Below are 17,882 nucleotides of genomic sequence, written 5' to 3'. Positions count from 1 at the left end.
GCCAGCCCGCTACCAGCAGTCACCGGCGCTACCGGGGCTGGCCCCGCGATTCCCGGTGTGGCTCAGGGTCAGCGTCTTGCAATTGCCGTCCTTGGCCTGCCCCAGCTGTGCATCCGCCTTCAGGGTAAACTCGGTGGCCGAAGCGCCGGTGATGGAAATGGTGTAAATACGCGCCGTGCTGCCCACGGCCACCGGCTCGCCCTCCTCGTCGATGGCGTAGGGCGAGGTGGCGTAACCCAGTGTGGTCAGATCGGTGGCGTAGCGGCGGTTATTGACAAAAAACTGCTCCTGCCGGACCCGCAGGGCCTCCAGGGTCGACTTGGCCACGCTGCGCTTGGTTTTCAGCACCTGCTGCTGGTAGCTCGGCAGGGCCACCATCAGGAGCACACCGACCACCACCACCACGATCATCACTTCGATCAGGGTGAACCCGCGCCCGGCGCGTTGACTGTGCTGCATAGTGGCTCTCCTCCCGAGCGCTGTTTTCATCAACCCGCCAGGCTACAGTTTATCGATCCCCGGCTCGCGCCAGTAGATCCGGAACAGTCGCGAGCCCTTGACCTGCGGCAGCTTGGAAGTATCGCGATCACCGTCCTGGTCCAGGTCCTCGAGATCGATGCCACCACCGGGCAGCAGGATCACGTCGCCCACCAGAATGGCCCCAGGCGGGATGCCGGGGCCGATATCATAGATACGAACGTTGTTCTCCGCCGCGGTGCCATCGGCGAGGTTCACCACATATACCGAGCCCTCACCCTCGGTGGGCGCGCACATCGCGGCGCCGGACGAGGGCACGAAGATGGTGAAAAAGACCCGTCCGCCATCGGTCAGTGGCGTCGACAGGCCTTTCTCGCCAGCGCGTTCCAACTCGATCTTCCAGCCCTTGGGCAGCGCCGCGGCACAGGCCGGCTCGGTACCAATCACACAGGCGGTCTGGTCCGCCAGGTCCGCGAGCGTCAGTGGCGAACGGCTTTTGACCGTGGTATCGCCCGAGGAGATCTTGAAGTCTTTCAGGTAAAAGTGGAAGTTGGTCACATCGGTTTCGTTCGGATCCGCGCGATTGCCACTGGAAATCAACACGCCATCAAAGGGCACGCCATCCGAGCCCGTTACCTCCACCAGGTCCGGGGCATGGAAAAAACGGCGATCGGTGGTGGTGCCGTCAGTGCCCAATTCGGCAAACTTGGTGATAAACCAGTTGTCGAGACGGTGGTCGGTGTCGCTGCCCACCGGCAGGTCCACCCGCCAGATCGCGCCTCCCGTGTCGCCCACGTAGAGGCGGTGGATGTTGCCATTATTATCCCGCAAGGCCGCCACCTTGGAGGGAATGCTGTCCACCAGCCCTGTGTGGGTATACTCGGTGTTGCTGACGCTGCCGGTGCCGCCCCCGTAAACTGCTTTCCAGATCAGGCCGCCGCTTCGGGCGTCGACAATGTAGATTGCATTGCCAATCGCATCGTCCGCGTCGCCCGCGTCCTTGCCCACCCGCGCGGTATAACCGGCGTTCCAGCCGCCGTTATAGCCGCCGGCGAAAATTAACACGTCGGTGGAATCACTGCCGAAACGCACCTTGCCGACGACCGGCTCGGAGAATGTCAGGCCCAGGTTGTCGAAGTCACCACCCGATGTCTGGGAGATTTTCCATTTCAGCACCGGCGGTGCCGAGGGATTGCTGACGTCCAGCGCGTAATAGCTCATACCGCCACGCCGCAGGCCGAAGTAGACATAGGCCTCGTCGCCGTCATTGGCGATCAGGTTGCCGTCGCCGTTAACATCGTTGGTCATCACCACGGGCGGCCCGTCCACGCCATAGCGCATCTTGCCGCTGGTTTCGGTATTGGCGCGTTTTACCGGCACCACTCCCAGAACATCCCTCGGCAGGAAACCGTACAGTTCCCTGCCGGTTTCATTGCCGGAGGTGTCGGTGTTTTCGATGGCATGAAAAATACCGTCCCCGGTACCCAGGAACAGGCGAATATTCGGGTTGTCGTCGCTATAGCCGGCGGTGGCTCCGTAGTTAAGGGCAAAGGGACGCGAATGAATGGCATCGGCCAATATCCATGAGCGCGCCTCGGCGGTATTGCCATCCCCATCTTCGTCATCGACATCCTGGCCCCGCGCCCACCGGATCAAGGCCTTGGCCTCGGTTGAATTCGCCGCCCCCAGCGCGGTTTCCAGATAGCCCGCCGTGGCGAGAGTCGCGTCGGTGGCATTGAGTTCGACGAAGCTGTTGTTGAAGCCGTTGTTCACCGTGTCCGGCTCGACGTAGAGGTTGCGAGTGGTTCCGCTGTTGCTATCGCCGATGGTATGGATGCCGTCGTCGATAAACCCGGGAATTTTCTGCCCCGCCCCGCCACGGGCGACCACCCGGCCATCGGCGTTCAAGGGGATTGTCGGATTGGCCCCGGGCGGCGGCAAACTGGCTACATCGGTCCAGAAGGTCACGGCATCAAAGGTAATCCTCCCCCGGTTATCACCGGTGGATTCAAATCCTGGATTGCCGTTCACGTCAACGATCTCGTCAAAAATGCCATCTCGCGCGGCGGGGTTGTTCGGGTCCCCCGGATCGAAGGTATCCGCAAGCCGCAACTTTTTCACATTCCCCGGCCAACTCACCTCGGACTGGGCCTCGAACAGGGCAATAAACAGGTTATCGAGCGACTCGGCCTGGTTGAACACATTCACCGGAACGGAGGCCGCCACAAAGGTGCTGCTGACACTGATCACCTCTTTAAAAATATTTGTGAGGTCCTCCTCCAGTTGCTGGGGATCACTGAGACTGAGCGGCGCGCCGCTACCGCCGGCCTGGGCCATATCCCGGGTCTGGCCGACACTGCCGTCGTCCGATATTACCCAGCTCTTTTCCAGGGGCTGTATGCCGTTGACCACGGGCAACAGATCGGTGGTCGAGGCGTGCATAAACTGCAACAGGTCCTCGATCTTGCTAAAGCCCTTGCTGGGGAAATTGGGCTGGGCGCTGAGATAGGGGTCGTTCTTGATGGCATTGTCGGCGGAACCATCCTGCCCCTTGGGCGGGCCCTGCATGGCGACCGCAATGGAGAACAGCTTCGAGCAGGCCTGGGGGTCCTGGAACGGGGAGTCGTACTTGTTGCCCGTGATAATGTCATCGTCGAAGTCGGGCGTTTTCGTGCCCTTGAAGTTGCCGCCGGTTTCATCGCCGTAGAGCACATTGCCGCCAGTAATGTAGCGAAACCACTCGTAGTAGGTTTCCTTGGCGCCGAACTCGTGGGCGTCCTTGCCACTCATGGTGCCCGGCATGGCGGCCAGGGTGGCGACCAGGTCGGCACGGTGGGTTTCAAGGAGCTTGTAGCCATCGAGCATGGTGCCGCCGTCCGCCCAATTTGAACCCGCAATCGCGAACTGGATGCCGTTAAAATCGGTGTTCTCCAGCACACCAGCGAGTACCGCGCGAAATACCTCGAACAATGACACTTTGTCGTTGGGACCAAAGCTGCCGAACTCAGTCAGTTTTTCATAGGCCTTCACGGACATGTAGGGGGGCCCGCAGCTACTGAATTTGTTACAGGCTGTACTGAAGGTACTGGAGCGTAAATCAAGCACTAGCAGCACATAGGGCGTGCCACCCGCCGAGCTGTTCAGGTAGATTTCGATATCGTCCGCCGACACCTTGCCCACCCCAAGGGTGAGGCAAAGCACGACCATGCCAATAAAGTTCTTCATAAGCACCATTCCCTGCCCTACTGGGCGGAGGCCGCAACCCTCCTGACAATACCTTCCACGACCGACGCCCGGCCCAGCCGGGCGTCACTGCCATCCACTTCCACCACGGTTTCGAATACCGCCGCGCCGAAGGCCTGGGCACTCGACGCTTCACTCTCTCTCTGACGGAAAGGCAGGCTCTCGATAAACAGGGGGCCCTGGCGTTCGATGTGGAAACTCACATCGACCCCCGCCGGCACGGCCCGGGTCTCGGCATTCACCGCCAGCGAGGTAAAATTACACACCGAGTTGGGGTCGGGGTCCGTCGGCTCACAGATGCGTGAACCCACCGAGCCCGCCACCGGGAAGTTGTCTTCATCCTCGGCCAGCGCGCTCGCAATGGCCTGGGCCTTCTGGAACGCTTCTTCACGGAACTGATCGTTACCGGCCATCTGGAACTCCAGGACGCTGGTGCGGGTGACCGTACTGGCGATCATCGCCAGCAGCAGCAGAAAAATCATGGCAAGCCACAGCACCGCGCCACGCTGTCCCACGGCGCCGTGACAATGCGCCGTATCCTTTATCCCTGGTTCTGCCTTCACTCTAGTGTCACCCCGGCGGCAAGGTGGCGTTGCGCATTTGCACCGCGGTGGTCAACACACGGCGCAGGTAACCATCGTTCTTGGGGGCCACGGTTTTCTGTCCCAATTGAAAGCTCTTGCTGTTGGTGTAGCCACTGATTTCGTTGAGGCTGCGCACCAACAGGTAAACACGCGCCACCACGGCCGCCGGCATGTCCGCCGCCGTGGGATCTGCCTTGTACTGGTTGGGTACCCCATCGGCATCGGCATCGATTCCAAACTCGACCTGCAAGTCCTCGATACCCTCGACAATACATTCCACGGGCCCCATGCTGTCGGCGGACAGGCGCTCGGTGCACAGAGTGGGTATACCGTCGCCGGATTCGGAGTATTCACGGATAAAGAAGATGTTGGCGTAGACCTCCCAGTAGTCCACCCGGGAACCGGCGGTTGCGTCGGCGCCATCGAAGTCGGCCTCGCCGATATATTCCCAGGTGACATCGTCGCCGTAATCGGCTACCCGCAGGTACCACTGGTTCTGGTCCGCCGCGACGGTACCCGCCCGATACACCCCGTTGCGCAGCGTGGGCTCTCCCGCCGAGCGCTTGACGCTAACCACGTCGGTGGCCTCGAGGATGTCGTCGGTATCCAGGCAGTCGAGGGTGGACCCTTGGGCGGTGACCGCGCTGCCGGAAAAATCGTTGATCAGCTCCAGCGGCGGGTTCGGATCCAGAGACCAGTCAAGTGCACTGCCGCAATCGGGCGCGACGCCCGGCGGAGTCATTGCCCGGATAGTGAGGTCGCCGGCGTAAAAACCCGCCAGGGTCAGTTCCCGTTTCAGCAGGTGGAGGGCAAAACGGCCGTTTTCCTGCATCCGGGCCATTTCGTCCTCGATCAGGTAGTGGCGCTTGCTCTCGAGATAGACTGCCACAATTCCCGAGGTGAGTAGCAAACCCAGTACGATCGACACCATCAGCTCGATCAAGGAAAAGCCCCCCGCGGCCACTCGGTGCAAGTCCGCCGACAACCGACTGGCTCGCGTGCATCGTTTCCACGCAATGATCACGGCGCGCCCACGTAGCTGGTCAACACCAGCAGGCGACGCTGTTTATCGCCATCGCCGTAGAGCCCCTTGCCGAGACCGCAAGCGGACCCAAAAACGTCGCCGGGGTCGGTGGGGCTATCCTGTTCTCCCGCCCCCAGCCAGGCGATGGCCACTTTGATATTGCCGCCGTTGTTGGTGACACAGGCCCGGGGATTGACCAGTCCACCCGCATTGCCGGCACTACCCTCCACGGTAATTGTCTCGGTGACACCAATCAGCAGCCGGTACCAGTCGTGGATATCAAAGGCAGCCAAATGCCCGGGAGGGCAATCGAACGCGATGCAATCCGCCGCCGCCGGAGGATTGCTTTCGTCACCGAGTTCACTCACGACGTAGGCATTCATTTGCCCGGGATTGCTGCGCATGCGCTCGATCAAATCGCGCACCAGGCCAGTGGCAATGGTCCGCTGGGTCGCCTCATAGCTGGCCCGCTTGGCGGCAAGCTGCATGCCCACCAGGCCCAACAAGCCTATGGCCAGAACGAGTACCGCAATCAATACCTCCACCAGTCCCGCACCCGACTGCCTGCTGGCTCCGGGCGGGCCACCATGGAACTTAACTCGAACGGGGCAGCGTGGCACAATTCCCCTCCTGCATTTTCCGTCCAAACTTCTTCGGCTTGAATGAAACCTGCCGCCCAACACCGGGCAGGGCGGCCATGCATCGTTTTTTTACCAGCCTATTGGCATCAACAGGTTCCCCACCCTTTTGCCAGCCGCGGCCGCCCCACCAGGTTGATCACCACACTCCAGGAATCGAGGGCCACACCCGACGGAGGGCAGACCATGAACGTCAGGTTTCGCCGCGAGGCGCCATCCGCCCAGTAAGTCAATTCGGTGGCGATCACCTTGGTGCCCGCCTTGTTCATGACGCGAAAACCATCCGGCATGGGACCAAAGGCACGAAGCAGTTTATCGGTGCCGGCATCGAACTCGTCGTCGCGATCCCGGTTACTGAAAACAATCCACCCGACGCCAAAAGCCTCCCCACATTCCAGGGCACCGCTAGTCGCATACGGGGAGGGGCAAATGGTGACGGGGGTATTGCGGCTGACGGCTTCGGACCGGGCCAGGTTGACCGCGCGCTGGATACGCGCGGCCTCGAAGCGCAACTGGCTGGCGGTAACGAGGCGCGAAAAGGACGGCAGCCCCCAGAACAGAGTGATGGCGACTACCGCCACAACGGCCAGCAACTCGACGAGGGTAAACCCCGGGCGCCGGGATTGGGGGAACATCCTGTTCACTGCGCACCTCCCTGTTATTTGCCAGCTTAGGCGCTGAGTCCCGGGGGGCCAGGTTTCAGTGGAATTTGACGAATTGTGGGTGATTGGGATGGGGCGTTTTGCCTTCCATTGTGGAAGTAGGAGTGGGGTGGCGGGGTGGCAATCGACGGGTGAGGATGTAATTGTCCGGTTTATGGTCGAATGAATTCGACCCTACAGGGGGGGGCGCCTGCCCTTGTAGGGCGGACAGCGGGCCCCTCTTTTCGGGTCATTTATTCCGCCGCTTTTTGGTCGAATGAATTCGACCCTACGGGGAGGGGCTGCCTGCCATTGTAGGGCGGAATTTATTCCGCCGCTTTTTGGTCGCATAAATTCGCCCTACGGGGAGGGGCTGCCTGCCCTTGTAGGGCGGACGGCGGGCCCCTCTTTTCGGGTCATTTATTCCGCCGCTTTTTGGTCGAATGAATTCGACCCTACACGGAAAGGAGCAACGTTCGCGCTGAACGCATCGTCAACGTCCCCCGCGTTGGGTGGAGCCTCTTTTGTGCAGCGCAGGGGAGTCGGTGCGAGCTCAAAACCGCTTAGTGGCAACGCGACCGCAGCACCCTCCAGCGGACTACCGAGGTTACGAAGCCCAAGAGCCCTGCCCGGCATTCAGGCAATTCGAAGTTAGGAGCAACTCGCCTCATCAAGAAGCAAGGAGGCCGGCGCGCCGCATGCTCCCCGGAGCGGAACAAAAGAGGCACCGCCTGCCGGGGCACGACGCAGCGGCCGCCAGGCCGCCACTCGCGACATAACCAGAACCTGGAACCTAGATGTTCTTCGCCTCGATCCGCAATTCGCGCGGCAGGGAAAAGGTCACATTCTCGGGCCGCCCCTCGACTTCCACCGGCGCCTTAGCCCCGAGCGCCCGCAGGCCCTCGACCACCTCCTGCACCAGCACCTCCGGCGCCGAGGCACCGGCGGTAATGCCGATGTTCGCCTTGCCTTGCAGCCAGGCCGGGTCGATATCCCCCGGCCCGTCGATCAGGTGGGCCTGGGCCCCCATGCGCTCCGCCAGCTCCCGCAGGCGGTTGGAGTTGGAGCTGTTGGGCGAGCCCACCACCAGCATCAGGTCACAGCGGGCCGCCAGCTGTTTCACCGCGTCCTGGCGGTTCTGGGTGGCGTAGCAGATATCGTCCTTGCGCGGTCCCTCGATGGCGGGAAACCTGGCCCGCAGCGCGTCGATCACCCGCGCCGTATCGTCCATCGACAGCGTGGTTTGGGTCACATAGGACAGGTGCTGCGGATCGCGCACCTCGAGTTGCGTCACCTGCGTTTCGTCCTCCACCAGGTAGATATCGCCGCCGGCGCCGCGATCGTACTGGCCCATGGTGCCCTCCACCTCGGGATGACCACGGTGGCCGATAAGGACGCACTCACGGCCCTGGGCGCTGTAGCGGGCGACTTCCATATGCACCTTGGTCACCAACGGGCAGGTGGCGTCAAAGACCTTCAGGCCGCGGTCCGCCGCCTCCCGGCGCACGGCCTGGGAAACGCCGTGGGCGCTGAAGATCACGATGCGATCGTCCGGGACCTCTTCCAGCTCATCGACGAAAATGGCGCCACGATCGCGCAAGTTATCGACAACAAACTTGTTGTGCACCACTTCGTGGCGCACGTAGATAGGCGCGCCGAAGAGATCGAGGGCGCGGTTCACAATATCGATGGCGCGATCGACGCCGGCGCAGAAGCCGCGCGGGTTGGCCAACTGGATGTCCACTAGTGCAGCTCCGTGGGTTCCACCCGGTGAATGAGTACGTCAAACAGGATTGTACGCCCCGCCAGGGGATGGTTGAAGTCCACCGTGACCGCCTTGTCGTCGAAGGACACGACCAGGCCCGGCAGCTCGCCGCCGCCGGCGTCGGCGAAGGAAAACACCAGGCCGATTTCCAGCTCCACCTCGTCGTCGAAATGGCTGCGGGGGATTTCCTGTACATTGTTGTCGTTGGGCTGGCCGAAGGCGTCCTCCGGGGGCACGGTGAACAGCTGGCGCTCGCCCGGCGACATGCCGAAGATCAGGCGCTCGAAGCCGGGTAGCAGGCTGCCATCGCCAACCACGAAGTCCACCGGCTCGCCGCCGAAATTGGAGTCCACCTCGGAGCCATCCTCCAGGCTGACCGAAAAATTCAGGAATACGCGGGTACCCTCGCTAACGGGTACATTCAGGGTGCCCATAGCGCCCTACTCCTCTTGTTCGCCCGCCGGTTCGCGAGCCGGGAAACTGTCCAGGATGATGCCGACGGCGCCGGCGGTGATGGCCGAGTCGGCCACGTTGAAGGCCGGGAAGTAATAACCGGCATAGTGGAGGGAAATGAAGTCCACCACGTAGCCCAACACCAATCGGTCCCAAAGGTTGCCCACGGCGCCACCCAGCACCAGCGCCAGGCTCAGGGCCAGCAGGCGCTGGTTGCGCGGCAGGCGGTACAACCAGATCGCCAGTACGGCGCCGACCACCACCGCGATGCCGGTGAAGAAATAGCGCTGCCAGCCGCCGGCGTCACTGAGGAAGCTGAAGGCGGCACCGGTATTGTGCTGCAGGGTAAGGTTGAACCAGGAAAATATCTCCACCGGCTGCCCGTACTGCAAAGCGCCGGAAGCCAGGGACTTGGTGTACTGGTCCAGCGCAATGACCGCCACGGCCAACAGATACCAGCGCCAGGCGGCCACGCCATTGCGAGTCGTCATGTCGATCAGGCAAACCGACGCTGTTCGCCGGGCCCCTCGATGTTTTCCACGCAGCGCCCACAGAGGGTCGGATGCGCCTGGTGGCTGCCGACGTCGGGGCGACGGTGCCAGCAGCGCTCGCACTTGTCGCTCCCCGACACAGCCACCTGCAGGCACAGGCCCTCGATCTCGGTGGCGGCGGCATCGGCCGGGGCATCCGCCAGCGATGCCAGCGCGGCACCGGAGGTAATCAACACGAAACGCAGCTCGTCGCCCAGGGCTTCCAGGTCGGCCAGCAGGTCGTCGCTGCAATACAGGGTGACCTCGGTATCCAGGGAGCCGCGAACCGCGCCCGCGGCGCGCTGGACCTCGATCTCGCGGTTGACCGCCGCGCGTACCGTCATGACCCGCTCCCAGTATTCACGGCCCATGGCCGCACCGGTGTCGAGAGACGCCAGCTGGTCGTACCACTGGGCCAGGAAGACCGACTCGCCCCGTTCTCCGGGCAGGTTCTCCCAGATCTCCTCGGCGGTGAAGCTGAGGATGGGGGCCACCCAGCGCACCAGGGCCTCGCCAATATGGTACATGGCGGTCTGCGCCGAGCGCCGGGCCACACTGTCGGCGCGGGTGGTGTACTGGCGGTCCTTGATCACGTCCAGGTAGAAACCGCCCAGGTCATTGGCGCAGAAAGCGTGCAGCTTCTGGAAGATGAGGTGGAACTGGTAGTTTTCGTAGTCCTGCTCGAGCTCCGCCTGCAACTGCGCCGCGCGGTCGATCGCCCAGCGGTCCAGAGACAGCAGTTCACCCGTCGGCAGGGCGTGCCGCGCGGGATCGAAGCCGTTGAGGTTGGACAGCAGGAAGCGGGCGGTGTTGCGGATGCGCCGGTAGGCGTCGCCGGTGCGCTTGAAGATCTCGTCCGACACCGCGATTTCGCCGCGGAAATCGGCCCCCGCCACCCACAGGCGCAGGATGTCGGCGCCCAGGTCGTTCATTGCCTTCTTCGCCGGGATAATATTGCCCAGCGACTTGGACATTTTGCGGCCCTGCCCGTCCACGGTGAATCCGTGGGTGAGCACACTCTTGTAGGGGGCCTCGCCGTAGGCGCCGATGCCGGTCAGCAGGGAGGACTGGAACCAGCCGCGATGCTGGTCGGAGCCCTCGAGATAGAGGTCCGCGGGGGCTTGCAGGCCCTCGCGCTGGCGCAACACGCAGGCGTGGGTCACGCCGGAGTCGAACCAGACATCCAGGGTATCGGTGACTTTTTCGTAGTCGGCGGCTTCCTCCCCCAGCAATTCCGCGGGCTCGAGGTCAAACCAGGCGTCGATGCCCTGTTCCTCGATGCGCTGGGCCACCTGCTCCATAAGCTCGGCGGTACGCGGGTGCAGCTCGCCGCTCTCGACGTGGATAAACAGGGCGATGGGAACGCCCCAGGTGCGCTGGCGCGAAATACACCAGTCGGGGCGGTTGGCGAGCATGGCGTCAATGCGGGCCTTGCCCCACTCGGGCAGCCAGCGCACGTTTTCCACCGCCGCCTTGGCTCCCTGCAGCAAGCCCTGCTGCTGCATGCTCACGAACCACTGCGGCGTGGCGCGGAAGATAATCGGCGTCTTGTGCCGCCAGCAGTGAGGATAAGAGTGCTCGTAGTCCTCGTGGTGCAGCAGGACGCCCTTGTCCCGCAACAATTCCACGATCGCGGCATTGGCCTTCATCACATGCTGGCCGGCGAAAAGCGGCGTTTCCGGCAGGTAAACCCCGTTGCCGCCAACGGGATTGTACACCTCGAGACCGTACCGCTGGCCCACCGCGAAGTCGTCCTGGCCATGGGCCGGGGCGGTGTGCACCGCGCCGGTACCGGCGTCGGTGGTCACGTGCTCGCCCAGCACCACGGGCACCTGCCGCTCCAGGAAGGGGTGCCGCAGCAACTGCCTTTCCAGCGCCGCGCCCTTGCAGCGCCCGAGCACGGTCACCCCCGGCAGGCCGAAGCGTTCGGCGCAGGCCGGTGCCAGTTCCTCGGCCACCAGCAGTGCGCGGCCATCGCCCTCAATGAGGACGTAATCCAAATCCGGGTGCAGGCTGACGGCCATGCTCGCCGGCAGCGTCCAGGGGGTGGTGGTCCAGATCGGCACCGCGATCTCGCCGGTGTAGTCGCTGCCGCAGGCGGCGTTGACCGCCGCCGGGTCCAGCGCGACGTAGGCCACGTCGATAGCCGGAGAGTGCTTGTCCTTGTACTCCACCTCGGCCTCCGCCAGGGCGGAGCCGCAGTCCATGCACCAGTGCACCGGCTTGAAGCCCTTGTGCAGGTGACCGTTGTCGATGATCCTCGACAGGGTGCGCACGATATCCGCCTCGAAGCGGAAATTCATGGTCAGGTAAGGATTGTCCCAGTCGCCCAGCACCCCCATGCGCACGAAATCCTCGCGCTGGGCATCCACTTGCTTGGCCGCGTACTCGCGGCACTTCTGCCGGAACTGCGCGGGCGTTACCTTGCCACCGGGCTTGCCCACCTTTTTCTCGACGTTCAGTTCGATGGGCAGGCCGTGGCAGTCCCAACCGGGCACATAGGGGGCGTCGAAGCCCGCCAGGCCACGGGACTTGACGATAATGTCCTTGAGGATCTTATTGACGCCGTGGCCCACATGCAGCTCGCCATTGGCGTAGGGCGGGCCGTCGTGGAGGATGAATTTCGGGCGCCCCGCGGCGGCCCGGCGTATCTTGCCGTACAGGTCCATCTCCTGCCACTGATTCAGGCGCTGCGGTTCGCGCTGGGCCAGGCTGGCCTTCATGGGGAAGGCCGTCTGGGGCAGGTTCAAGGTGTCTTTGTACTCGCTCATTCCGTCGTCTAACCCGTCATTCACTGTGTCGCATGCCCGGCCAACCAGTCCCGGGCCGTGGCGATGTCCTTGCCGATCTGCTCCCGCAACTGCGGGATGGCGTCGAATTTTTGCTCGTCCCGCACCTTGTGCAGGAAGGTGACCTCTATGTGCTTGCCGTACAGGTTGCAGTTCCGATCCAGCAGGTGCACCTCGAGATTGGCCTTGATGCTGTCGTTGACCGTGGGCCGCGTGCCCACATTGGCCACGCCGTGGGTCTGCTCCAGGCCCGCGCCGCGAACCGAGACCACGTACACCCCCGACAGGGGGGCGCGCAGCCGGTGTAGCTCCATGTTCGCCGTGGGAAAACCCAGTTCGCGCCCCAATTGGCGGCCGTAAACCACCTTGCCGGCGATGCTGTAGGGCCGGCTGAGCAGCCGCTCCGCCAACTCGAAATCGGCGTCCGCCAGGGCCTTGCGTACGCGCGTGCTGCTGACCCGCTCGCCCGCCAGCTCGAAAGTGGGGGTGGGGCCGGCCTCGTAACCGTGGCGCCGCCCCTGCTCGCGCAGGAACTGGAGATCGCCCTCGCGATCGTTGCCGAAGCGGAAGTCGTCCCCCAGCACCAGGGCGCGCACCCCGAGCCCGGCAACAAACACTGTGTCGGCAAAGGCCTGGGCCGTCATATTACGCAAGGCCTCGGTAAAGCGGATGCGCAGTACCCGGTCCACGCCCAGGGCCTCGAGGGCGCGGAACTTCTCGCGAAAACTCATCAGCCGCGCCGGGGCCTTGAGCGGAAGCAGGTACTCCCGCGGCAGGGGTTCGAACACGATCACCACCGATGGCAACCCGAGTTCCCGGGCCTTGTCCAGCAAGTGACGGATCACCGCCTGGTGGCCCAGATGCACCCCGTCGAAGGCCCCGATCGTGGCCACACACCCGCGGTGTCTGGGCCGTAAATTGTGCAGGCCTCGAATCAGCTCCATGGCACCGGTATCAGGGCCCGTTGACGGCCCATTATCAACTCAAACCCGCGATTATACGGAAAGCGGCGGGCTTATCCTATGGTTTGCTGCAGGATGATTGGCGGAATGGGTCGACCCTGCGGGGGGTCCGGCTCTTGTGGTTGGTCGAATGAATTCGACCCTACAGGGGGTGGGTCTCGCGGTTGGTCGAATGAATTCGGCCCTGCGGGGGGCGGGTCTCGCGGTTGGTCGAATGAATTCGGCCCTGCGGGGGGGCGGATCTCGCGGTTGGTCGAATAAATTCGACCCTACAGGGGGCGGGTCTCGCGGTTGGTCGAATGAATTCGACCCTACAGGGGTGCGGCTCTTGTGGTTGGTCGAATGGATTCGGCCCTGCGGGTGGTTAGCGCTCTCCTGTAGGGTCGAATTTATTCGACCGCGGAAGAGGCTCGGGGCGTGCGCAGCTGGGCCAGGCGCGTGCCCAGGGCCAGCTGGGCCAGCAGGTAAGCGAGACCGCCGCCAGCGCAGACCAGGCCGATCCACAGCGCCCGCAACGGCCAGGTCATGGCCTGCAACTGGTCCACGCCGGGCACCAGGACCGCCGCCACCAGGGCCATCAACCCGGTAGCCACCAGCAGCCGCAGGACAAAACGCCCCCAGCCCGGCTGGAAACGGAACACGCCCTCGCGCAGCAAGCCGCGCAGCAACAGTACCGCGTTGAGCCAGGCCGAGGCGCTGGTGGCCAAGGCCAGGCCCACATGCCCCAGGTTGAAGTAAATATACAGCGGCACCACGAACAGCAGATTGAGGACCATATTGGCCACCATCGCGCGAATGCCAATTTTCACCGGGGTGACCATGTCCTGGCGGGCGTAGTAACCCGGGGCCAGCACCTTGATCAGCATGAAGGCGATCAGGCCAAGGCTGTAGGCCTGCAGGCTGTAACTGGCCATGCGCACGTCCCGCGCCCCCAGTTCGCCGTACTGGAACAGGGTCACCAGGATGGGCTCCGCCAACACCACCAGGGCCACTGCCGCCGGCACCGCCACCAGCAGGATCATGCGCACCGCCCAGTCGAGGGTGAGGGTGAAGTCCTCGCTGCGGGCGGCGGCGCGGTGGGCCGACAGGCTGGGCAGAATAACCGTGGCCACCGCAATGCCGAACACCCCCAGGGGCAGCTCGGCGAGACGATCGGAATAGTACAGCCAGGACACGCTGCCGGTGGGCAGGAAAGAGGCCAACACCGTGTCCAGCAGCAGGTTGAGCTGGCTCACCGACACCCCGAACAGGGCCGGCACCATCAACTTGAGTATGCGCCGCACACCCGCGTCCCGGGTATCCCAGACCGGTCGCGGCACCAGGTCCAGGCGGTACAGGAAGGGCAGCTGGAACAGCAACTGCACCACCCCGGCGATCATCACCCCCCAGGCCAGGGCGTAGACCGGCTCGGCGAAGTGCGGCGCCGCCAGGATGGCGGCGCCGATCAGCGAGAGATTGAGGAACACCGGGGTGAAGGCGGGCACCGCGAAACGGCCGTAACTGTTGAGGATGGCGCCGCACAGCCCCGTCATTGAAATCAGCGCCAGGTAGGGGAAGGTAATGCGCACCATATCGGTGGTGGCCCGGAACTTGCCCGGGTCGTCGACAAAACCCGGGGCGAACAGCCCCGCCACCAGCGGCGCCGCGACAACGGCCACCGCGGTCACCATGACCAGGGTCCCCCCGAGCACTCCGGCCACCCGATTGAGCAGCTCGCGCACGGCCGCCGCGCTGCCCCGCTCCCGGTAGTCCGCCAGCACCGGCACGAAGGCCTGGGCAAAAGCCCCCTCGGCGAACAGCCGGCGCAGGAAGTTGGGTATCTTGAACGCCACGAAGAATGCGTCCGCGTAAGCGCTGGCGCCCACGGTGGCGGCGATAACGATATCGCGGATCAGCCCCAGGACCCGGGACAACATGGTCATGGCGCCCACCAGGGCGCTGGAGCGCAACAGGCCGGGGCGGGGCCGGGATCGGTCGGGGCCGGGCTGCTGGCTTGGCGCGTCGCTCATGCGGGGCCGGTGTCAGGTCCAGCGCCGGCGCAGTTCATCCCCCTGCAGGGCCAGCCACTGCAGCGCGACCAGGGTGTGGCCGTTGGCTATGCGATCCTCCCGCAGCAGCCGCAGGGCGTCGGCGCGCGGCACCGAATGCACCAGGATATCCTCGCCCTCGCTGTCTTCACCGTGGATACCGCCCACGCCAGCCCGGGTCACCCGGCCACAGAACAAACGCACCTGCTCGGAACAGGCGCCGGCGCTGGGGTAATAGCGCGCGATGGGGAGCAGCTCGCTGAGTTCGCAGCCGGCCTCCTCCATGGCCTCGCGGTGGACCACGTCGGTATCGGTCTCCCCGGGCTCCACCACCCCCGCCACCAGCTCCAGCATCCACGGCGAGTCGCTGCCGCGCAGGGCGCCGGGGCGGAACTGCTCGATCAGCACCAGGCTGTCGTCCTCCGGGTCGTAGGGCAGCACACCCACCGCGTCGCCGCGGTCGAACACCTCGCGCTTGAGGGGTGCGCTCCAGCCGCCGCCAAAGCAGCGGTGCTGCAGGGTGAGGCGGCGCACCGAGAAGTGGCCGTCGTAGACCGCCTCCTGCTCCAGAACACGCACCGCGTCGGCGCCAAAACGCAAGGCAAAGGCCATCAGAAACGGCCCGCCGTGTACCAGTTGACGTCCCGGGCGTGCGCGTCCACCTGCTCCACCACGTCCAGCACCAGGGCGAACAGCGCCATGCGCACCAGCACCCCGTTGTCGGTCTGGCGGAAGATGGCCAGGTTGGGGTTGTCGTTGAGATCGTCGTCCAGCTCGCGGGCGGTATCGCGGGAGTCCCGCGGCAGCGGGTGCATGATCACCGTATTGGGTTCGCAGTGCTGGGTATAGATGGACTGGTTGAGACGGAAGCGGCCGCGGTACAAATCCGCCTCCTGCTGGGAGCTGAAGCGCTCCTCCTGGATGCGAGTGGAGTAGACGATGTCCACATGGGCAATACTGGCCTCGAGCACCTCGGAGGTCATCACGTCGTGTCCGGCCTCGCGCAATTCCTCGACGATCGCCGGCGGCATGCACAGCTCCTGGGGCGACACCAGCACCACCTGGACACCCTTGAACAGGCACAGCAGCTTGCACAGGGAGTGCACCGTGCGCCCGTAGCGCAGGTCGCCAACCATGGCGATGCGCAGCTGGTCGATACCGCGCCCGCGACCGGCCAGCTCCTTCTTGATGGTGTACAGGTCGAGCAGGGCCTGGCTGGGGTGCTCGTTGGCGCCGTCGCCGCCATTGATCACCGGCACCCGGCTGGCGGCGGCGAATTCCGCGACCGAGCCCTCCGCCGGGTGGCGCATGGCGATCACATCGGAATAGCCGCTGAGCACCCGCGCGGTATCGTACAGGGACTCGCCCTTGGCGATAGCGGAGTTCTCGAAACCGGTGGTCTCGCGCACTTCCCCCCCCAGCAGGTTAAAGGCACTGCCAAAGCTCACCCGAGTACGGGTGCTGGGCTCGAAGAACATCGAGCCCAGAATGGCGCCGTCCAGCACCTTGGTCACGCGCTCGCGATGGGCGTAGGGCTGCATGCGATCGGCCACGGCGAAAATGCGTTCGACATCAGCGCGCTCGAACTGGGTGACGGAGAGAATATGGCTGCCGGCGAACTGCACGAAGGGGCTCCAATAAATGGGGATTCCGGTGCATTATAGGTGACGGCAATACTTGGGGATAGCTCGGGAACGGCTCAAGGAGGCCCTCCGTGGATCAACGATTGTTTTTCGTGCTGGGCGATCTGTTCAGCAATGTGGCTGGCGGCGCCATCATCGGCTGGCTGGTGTGGCTGCTGACGCCACAGGACTGGAATATGTGGCTGGTCATGCTGCTCGCCATGGCCCTGGGCATGGTGCTGGCCACCCTGCTGTGGCTGCCATTCGGCGCCTGTTTCGGGGCGATGGAGGTGATGGTGCCGCTGATGCTGACCGGCATGGTTGCCGGCATGGTCGTGGGCATGCGCGCCACCATGGGCGCCGTCGGCGGCGGCCAGGCCCTGGTGGAGGGCGCGGTGTGCGGGCTCGCCTGCATTGTCGCGGTGTGGATCACCAATAACAGCCTGCGCGGCGTCCAGCCGCCAGCGCGGGAGGACAGCCGCAATGGTTGATACGCTGACACAGGCCAAGTGGGACAAGGCCGCGCCCACCTTCGACCTGATGGCCGGCCGCGGCGCCGAAGTGCGCTGGCGGCCGCACAAGGAAAGGTTGTTCGGGCGCATGGGCGACGGCGACATCCTGTTCATGGCCCTGGGCACCGGGCTGGACATCGCCGCCTTCCCGCCGGGCAAGCGCATCACCGCCATCGACATCAGCCCGGCCATGCTGGCGGTGGCCGCGCCACGGGTGGCGGCCTATGACGGCGAGCTGGAGGCCCGGGTGATGGATGTGCACGAACTGGAATTCGACGACAACCACTTCGACCAGGTCTTCACCTCCTGCACCTTCTGCTCGGTGCCGGACCCGGTGAACGGCCTGCGGTCCCTGTACCGGGTGATGAAGCCCGGCGCGGAGCTGTGCATGTTCGAGCACACCGGGAGCCGGTTCTATCCCTTTCGCGGCATGATGAACCTGATGAGCCTGCTGACCGAGAAACTCGGGCCGGCGATGAACCGCAGGACCGTGGATAATGTGGTGGCGGCGGGCTTCGAGCTGGTGGAGGTCAACCACATTTTCCTGGACGTGGTGAAAACCATCATCGCGCGCAAGCCGGGGTAGTTGTTTCTGCGGGACGGGACCACGGAGTG

Annotated in this window: 16 protein-coding genes; 2 read left to right on the top strand and 14 right to left on the bottom strand. The window is 64.2% G+C overall.

Annotated features, from left to right (window positions below; all coding sequences use genetic code 11):
* Positions 1 to 9: 9 nt before the first annotated feature.
* The 14 genes from JYP50_RS01380 to JYP50_RS01315 all read right to left on the bottom strand — a co-directional run bounded on the left by JYP50_RS01380 (position 10) and on the right by JYP50_RS01315 (position 16,758).
* Entirely contained in the window at positions 10 to 459 is a 450-nt protein-coding gene (locus JYP50_RS01380; RefSeq protein WP_206558658.1) for a type IV pilin protein, read from the bottom strand.
* Between the two features lie 42 nt (positions 460 to 501).
* Positions 502 to 3,702, bottom strand: coding sequence for a pilus assembly protein (locus JYP50_RS01375; protein ID WP_206558657.1), 3,201 nt, complete (start codon positions 3,700 to 3,702; stop codon positions 502 to 504).
* Between the two features lie 17 nt (positions 3,703 to 3,719).
* The gene (locus JYP50_RS01370; protein ID WP_347136707.1) at positions 3,720 to 4,217 is read right to left on the bottom strand and encodes a pilus assembly PilX family protein; all 498 of its coding nucleotides are present in this window, start codon (positions 4,215 to 4,217) and stop codon (positions 3,720 to 3,722) included.
* A gap of 73 nt (positions 4,218 to 4,290) precedes the next feature.
* A complete protein-coding gene (locus JYP50_RS01365) occupies positions 4,291 to 5,247 on the bottom strand; it encodes a PilW family protein (protein ID WP_206558655.1) in 957 nt (318 codons plus the stop codon).
* A gap of 77 nt (positions 5,248 to 5,324) precedes the next feature.
* Complete coding sequence (pilV, locus tag JYP50_RS01360; protein ID WP_347136699.1) at positions 5,325 to 5,948, bottom strand: type IV pilus modification protein PilV; 624 nt, start codon at positions 5,946 to 5,948, stop codon at positions 5,325 to 5,327.
* 107 nt (positions 5,949 to 6,055) lie between these two features.
* Entirely contained in the window at positions 6,056 to 6,601 is a 546-nt protein-coding gene (locus JYP50_RS01355) for a GspH/FimT family pseudopilin (RefSeq protein WP_241262734.1), read from the bottom strand.
* 799 nt (positions 6,602 to 7,400) lie between these two features.
* Positions 7,401 to 8,351: a 4-hydroxy-3-methylbut-2-enyl diphosphate reductase gene (gene ispH, locus JYP50_RS01350; protein WP_206558652.1), complete on the bottom strand. Its 951-nt coding sequence runs from the start codon at positions 8,349 to 8,351 to the stop codon at positions 7,401 to 7,403.
* Entirely contained in the window at positions 8,351 to 8,806 is a 456-nt protein-coding gene (locus JYP50_RS01345) for an FKBP-type peptidyl-prolyl cis-trans isomerase (RefSeq protein ID WP_206558651.1), read from the bottom strand. Before JYP50_RS01345 ends, ispH begins: the two co-directional genes overlap by 1 nt.
* A gap of 6 nt (positions 8,807 to 8,812) precedes the next feature.
* Positions 8,813 to 9,316, bottom strand: coding sequence for a signal peptidase II (gene lspA, locus JYP50_RS01340; RefSeq protein ID WP_206558650.1), 504 nt, complete (start codon positions 9,314 to 9,316; stop codon positions 8,813 to 8,815).
* 5 nt (positions 9,317 to 9,321) lie between these two features.
* Positions 9,322 to 12,126 carry an isoleucine--tRNA ligase gene (gene ileS, locus JYP50_RS01335; RefSeq protein ID WP_206558649.1) on the bottom strand — a complete coding sequence of 935 codons (2,805 nt, stop codon included), beginning with the start codon at positions 12,124 to 12,126 and terminating at the stop codon, positions 9,322 to 9,324.
* A 20-nt stretch (positions 12,127 to 12,146) separates the two neighbouring features.
* Entirely contained in the window at positions 12,147 to 13,088 is a 942-nt protein-coding gene (gene ribF / locus JYP50_RS01330; protein ID WP_206558648.1) for a bifunctional riboflavin kinase/FAD synthetase, read from the bottom strand.
* Positions 13,089 to 13,495: 407 nt separating this feature from the next.
* The gene (gene murJ, locus JYP50_RS01325) at positions 13,496 to 15,115 is read right to left on the bottom strand and encodes a murein biosynthesis integral membrane protein MurJ (RefSeq protein WP_206558647.1); all 1,620 of its coding nucleotides are present in this window, start codon (positions 15,113 to 15,115) and stop codon (positions 13,496 to 13,498) included.
* Between the two features lie 12 nt (positions 15,116 to 15,127).
* Positions 15,128 to 15,745: an NUDIX domain-containing protein gene (locus JYP50_RS01320; protein ID WP_206558646.1), complete on the bottom strand. Its 618-nt coding sequence runs from the start codon at positions 15,743 to 15,745 to the stop codon at positions 15,128 to 15,130.
* Positions 15,745 to 16,758: an aspartate carbamoyltransferase gene (locus tag JYP50_RS01315; RefSeq protein WP_206558645.1), complete on the bottom strand. Its 1,014-nt coding sequence runs from the start codon at positions 16,756 to 16,758 to the stop codon at positions 15,745 to 15,747. The genes JYP50_RS01320 and JYP50_RS01315 overlap by 1 nt, the downstream gene beginning before the upstream one ends.
* 89 nt (positions 16,759 to 16,847) lie before the next feature.
* Between JYP50_RS01315 and JYP50_RS01310 the strand changes: the two genes are divergently transcribed.
* A complete protein-coding gene (locus JYP50_RS01310; RefSeq protein WP_206558644.1) occupies positions 16,848 to 17,246 on the top strand; it encodes a hypothetical protein in 399 nt (132 codons plus the stop codon).
* Positions 17,239 to 17,853: a class I SAM-dependent methyltransferase gene (locus JYP50_RS01305; protein WP_206558643.1), complete on the top strand. Its 615-nt coding sequence runs from the start codon at positions 17,239 to 17,241 to the stop codon at positions 17,851 to 17,853. Before JYP50_RS01310 ends, JYP50_RS01305 begins: the two co-directional genes overlap by 8 nt.
* Positions 17,854 to 17,882: the final 29 nt, after the last annotated feature.

It is taken from the genome of Parahaliea mediterranea (genome assembly GCF_017255185.1).
Taxonomy (GTDB): Bacteria; Pseudomonadota; Gammaproteobacteria; order Pseudomonadales; family Halieaceae; genus JAFKCZ01.
This window is presented reverse-complemented; position numbering and strand designations above follow the sequence as displayed.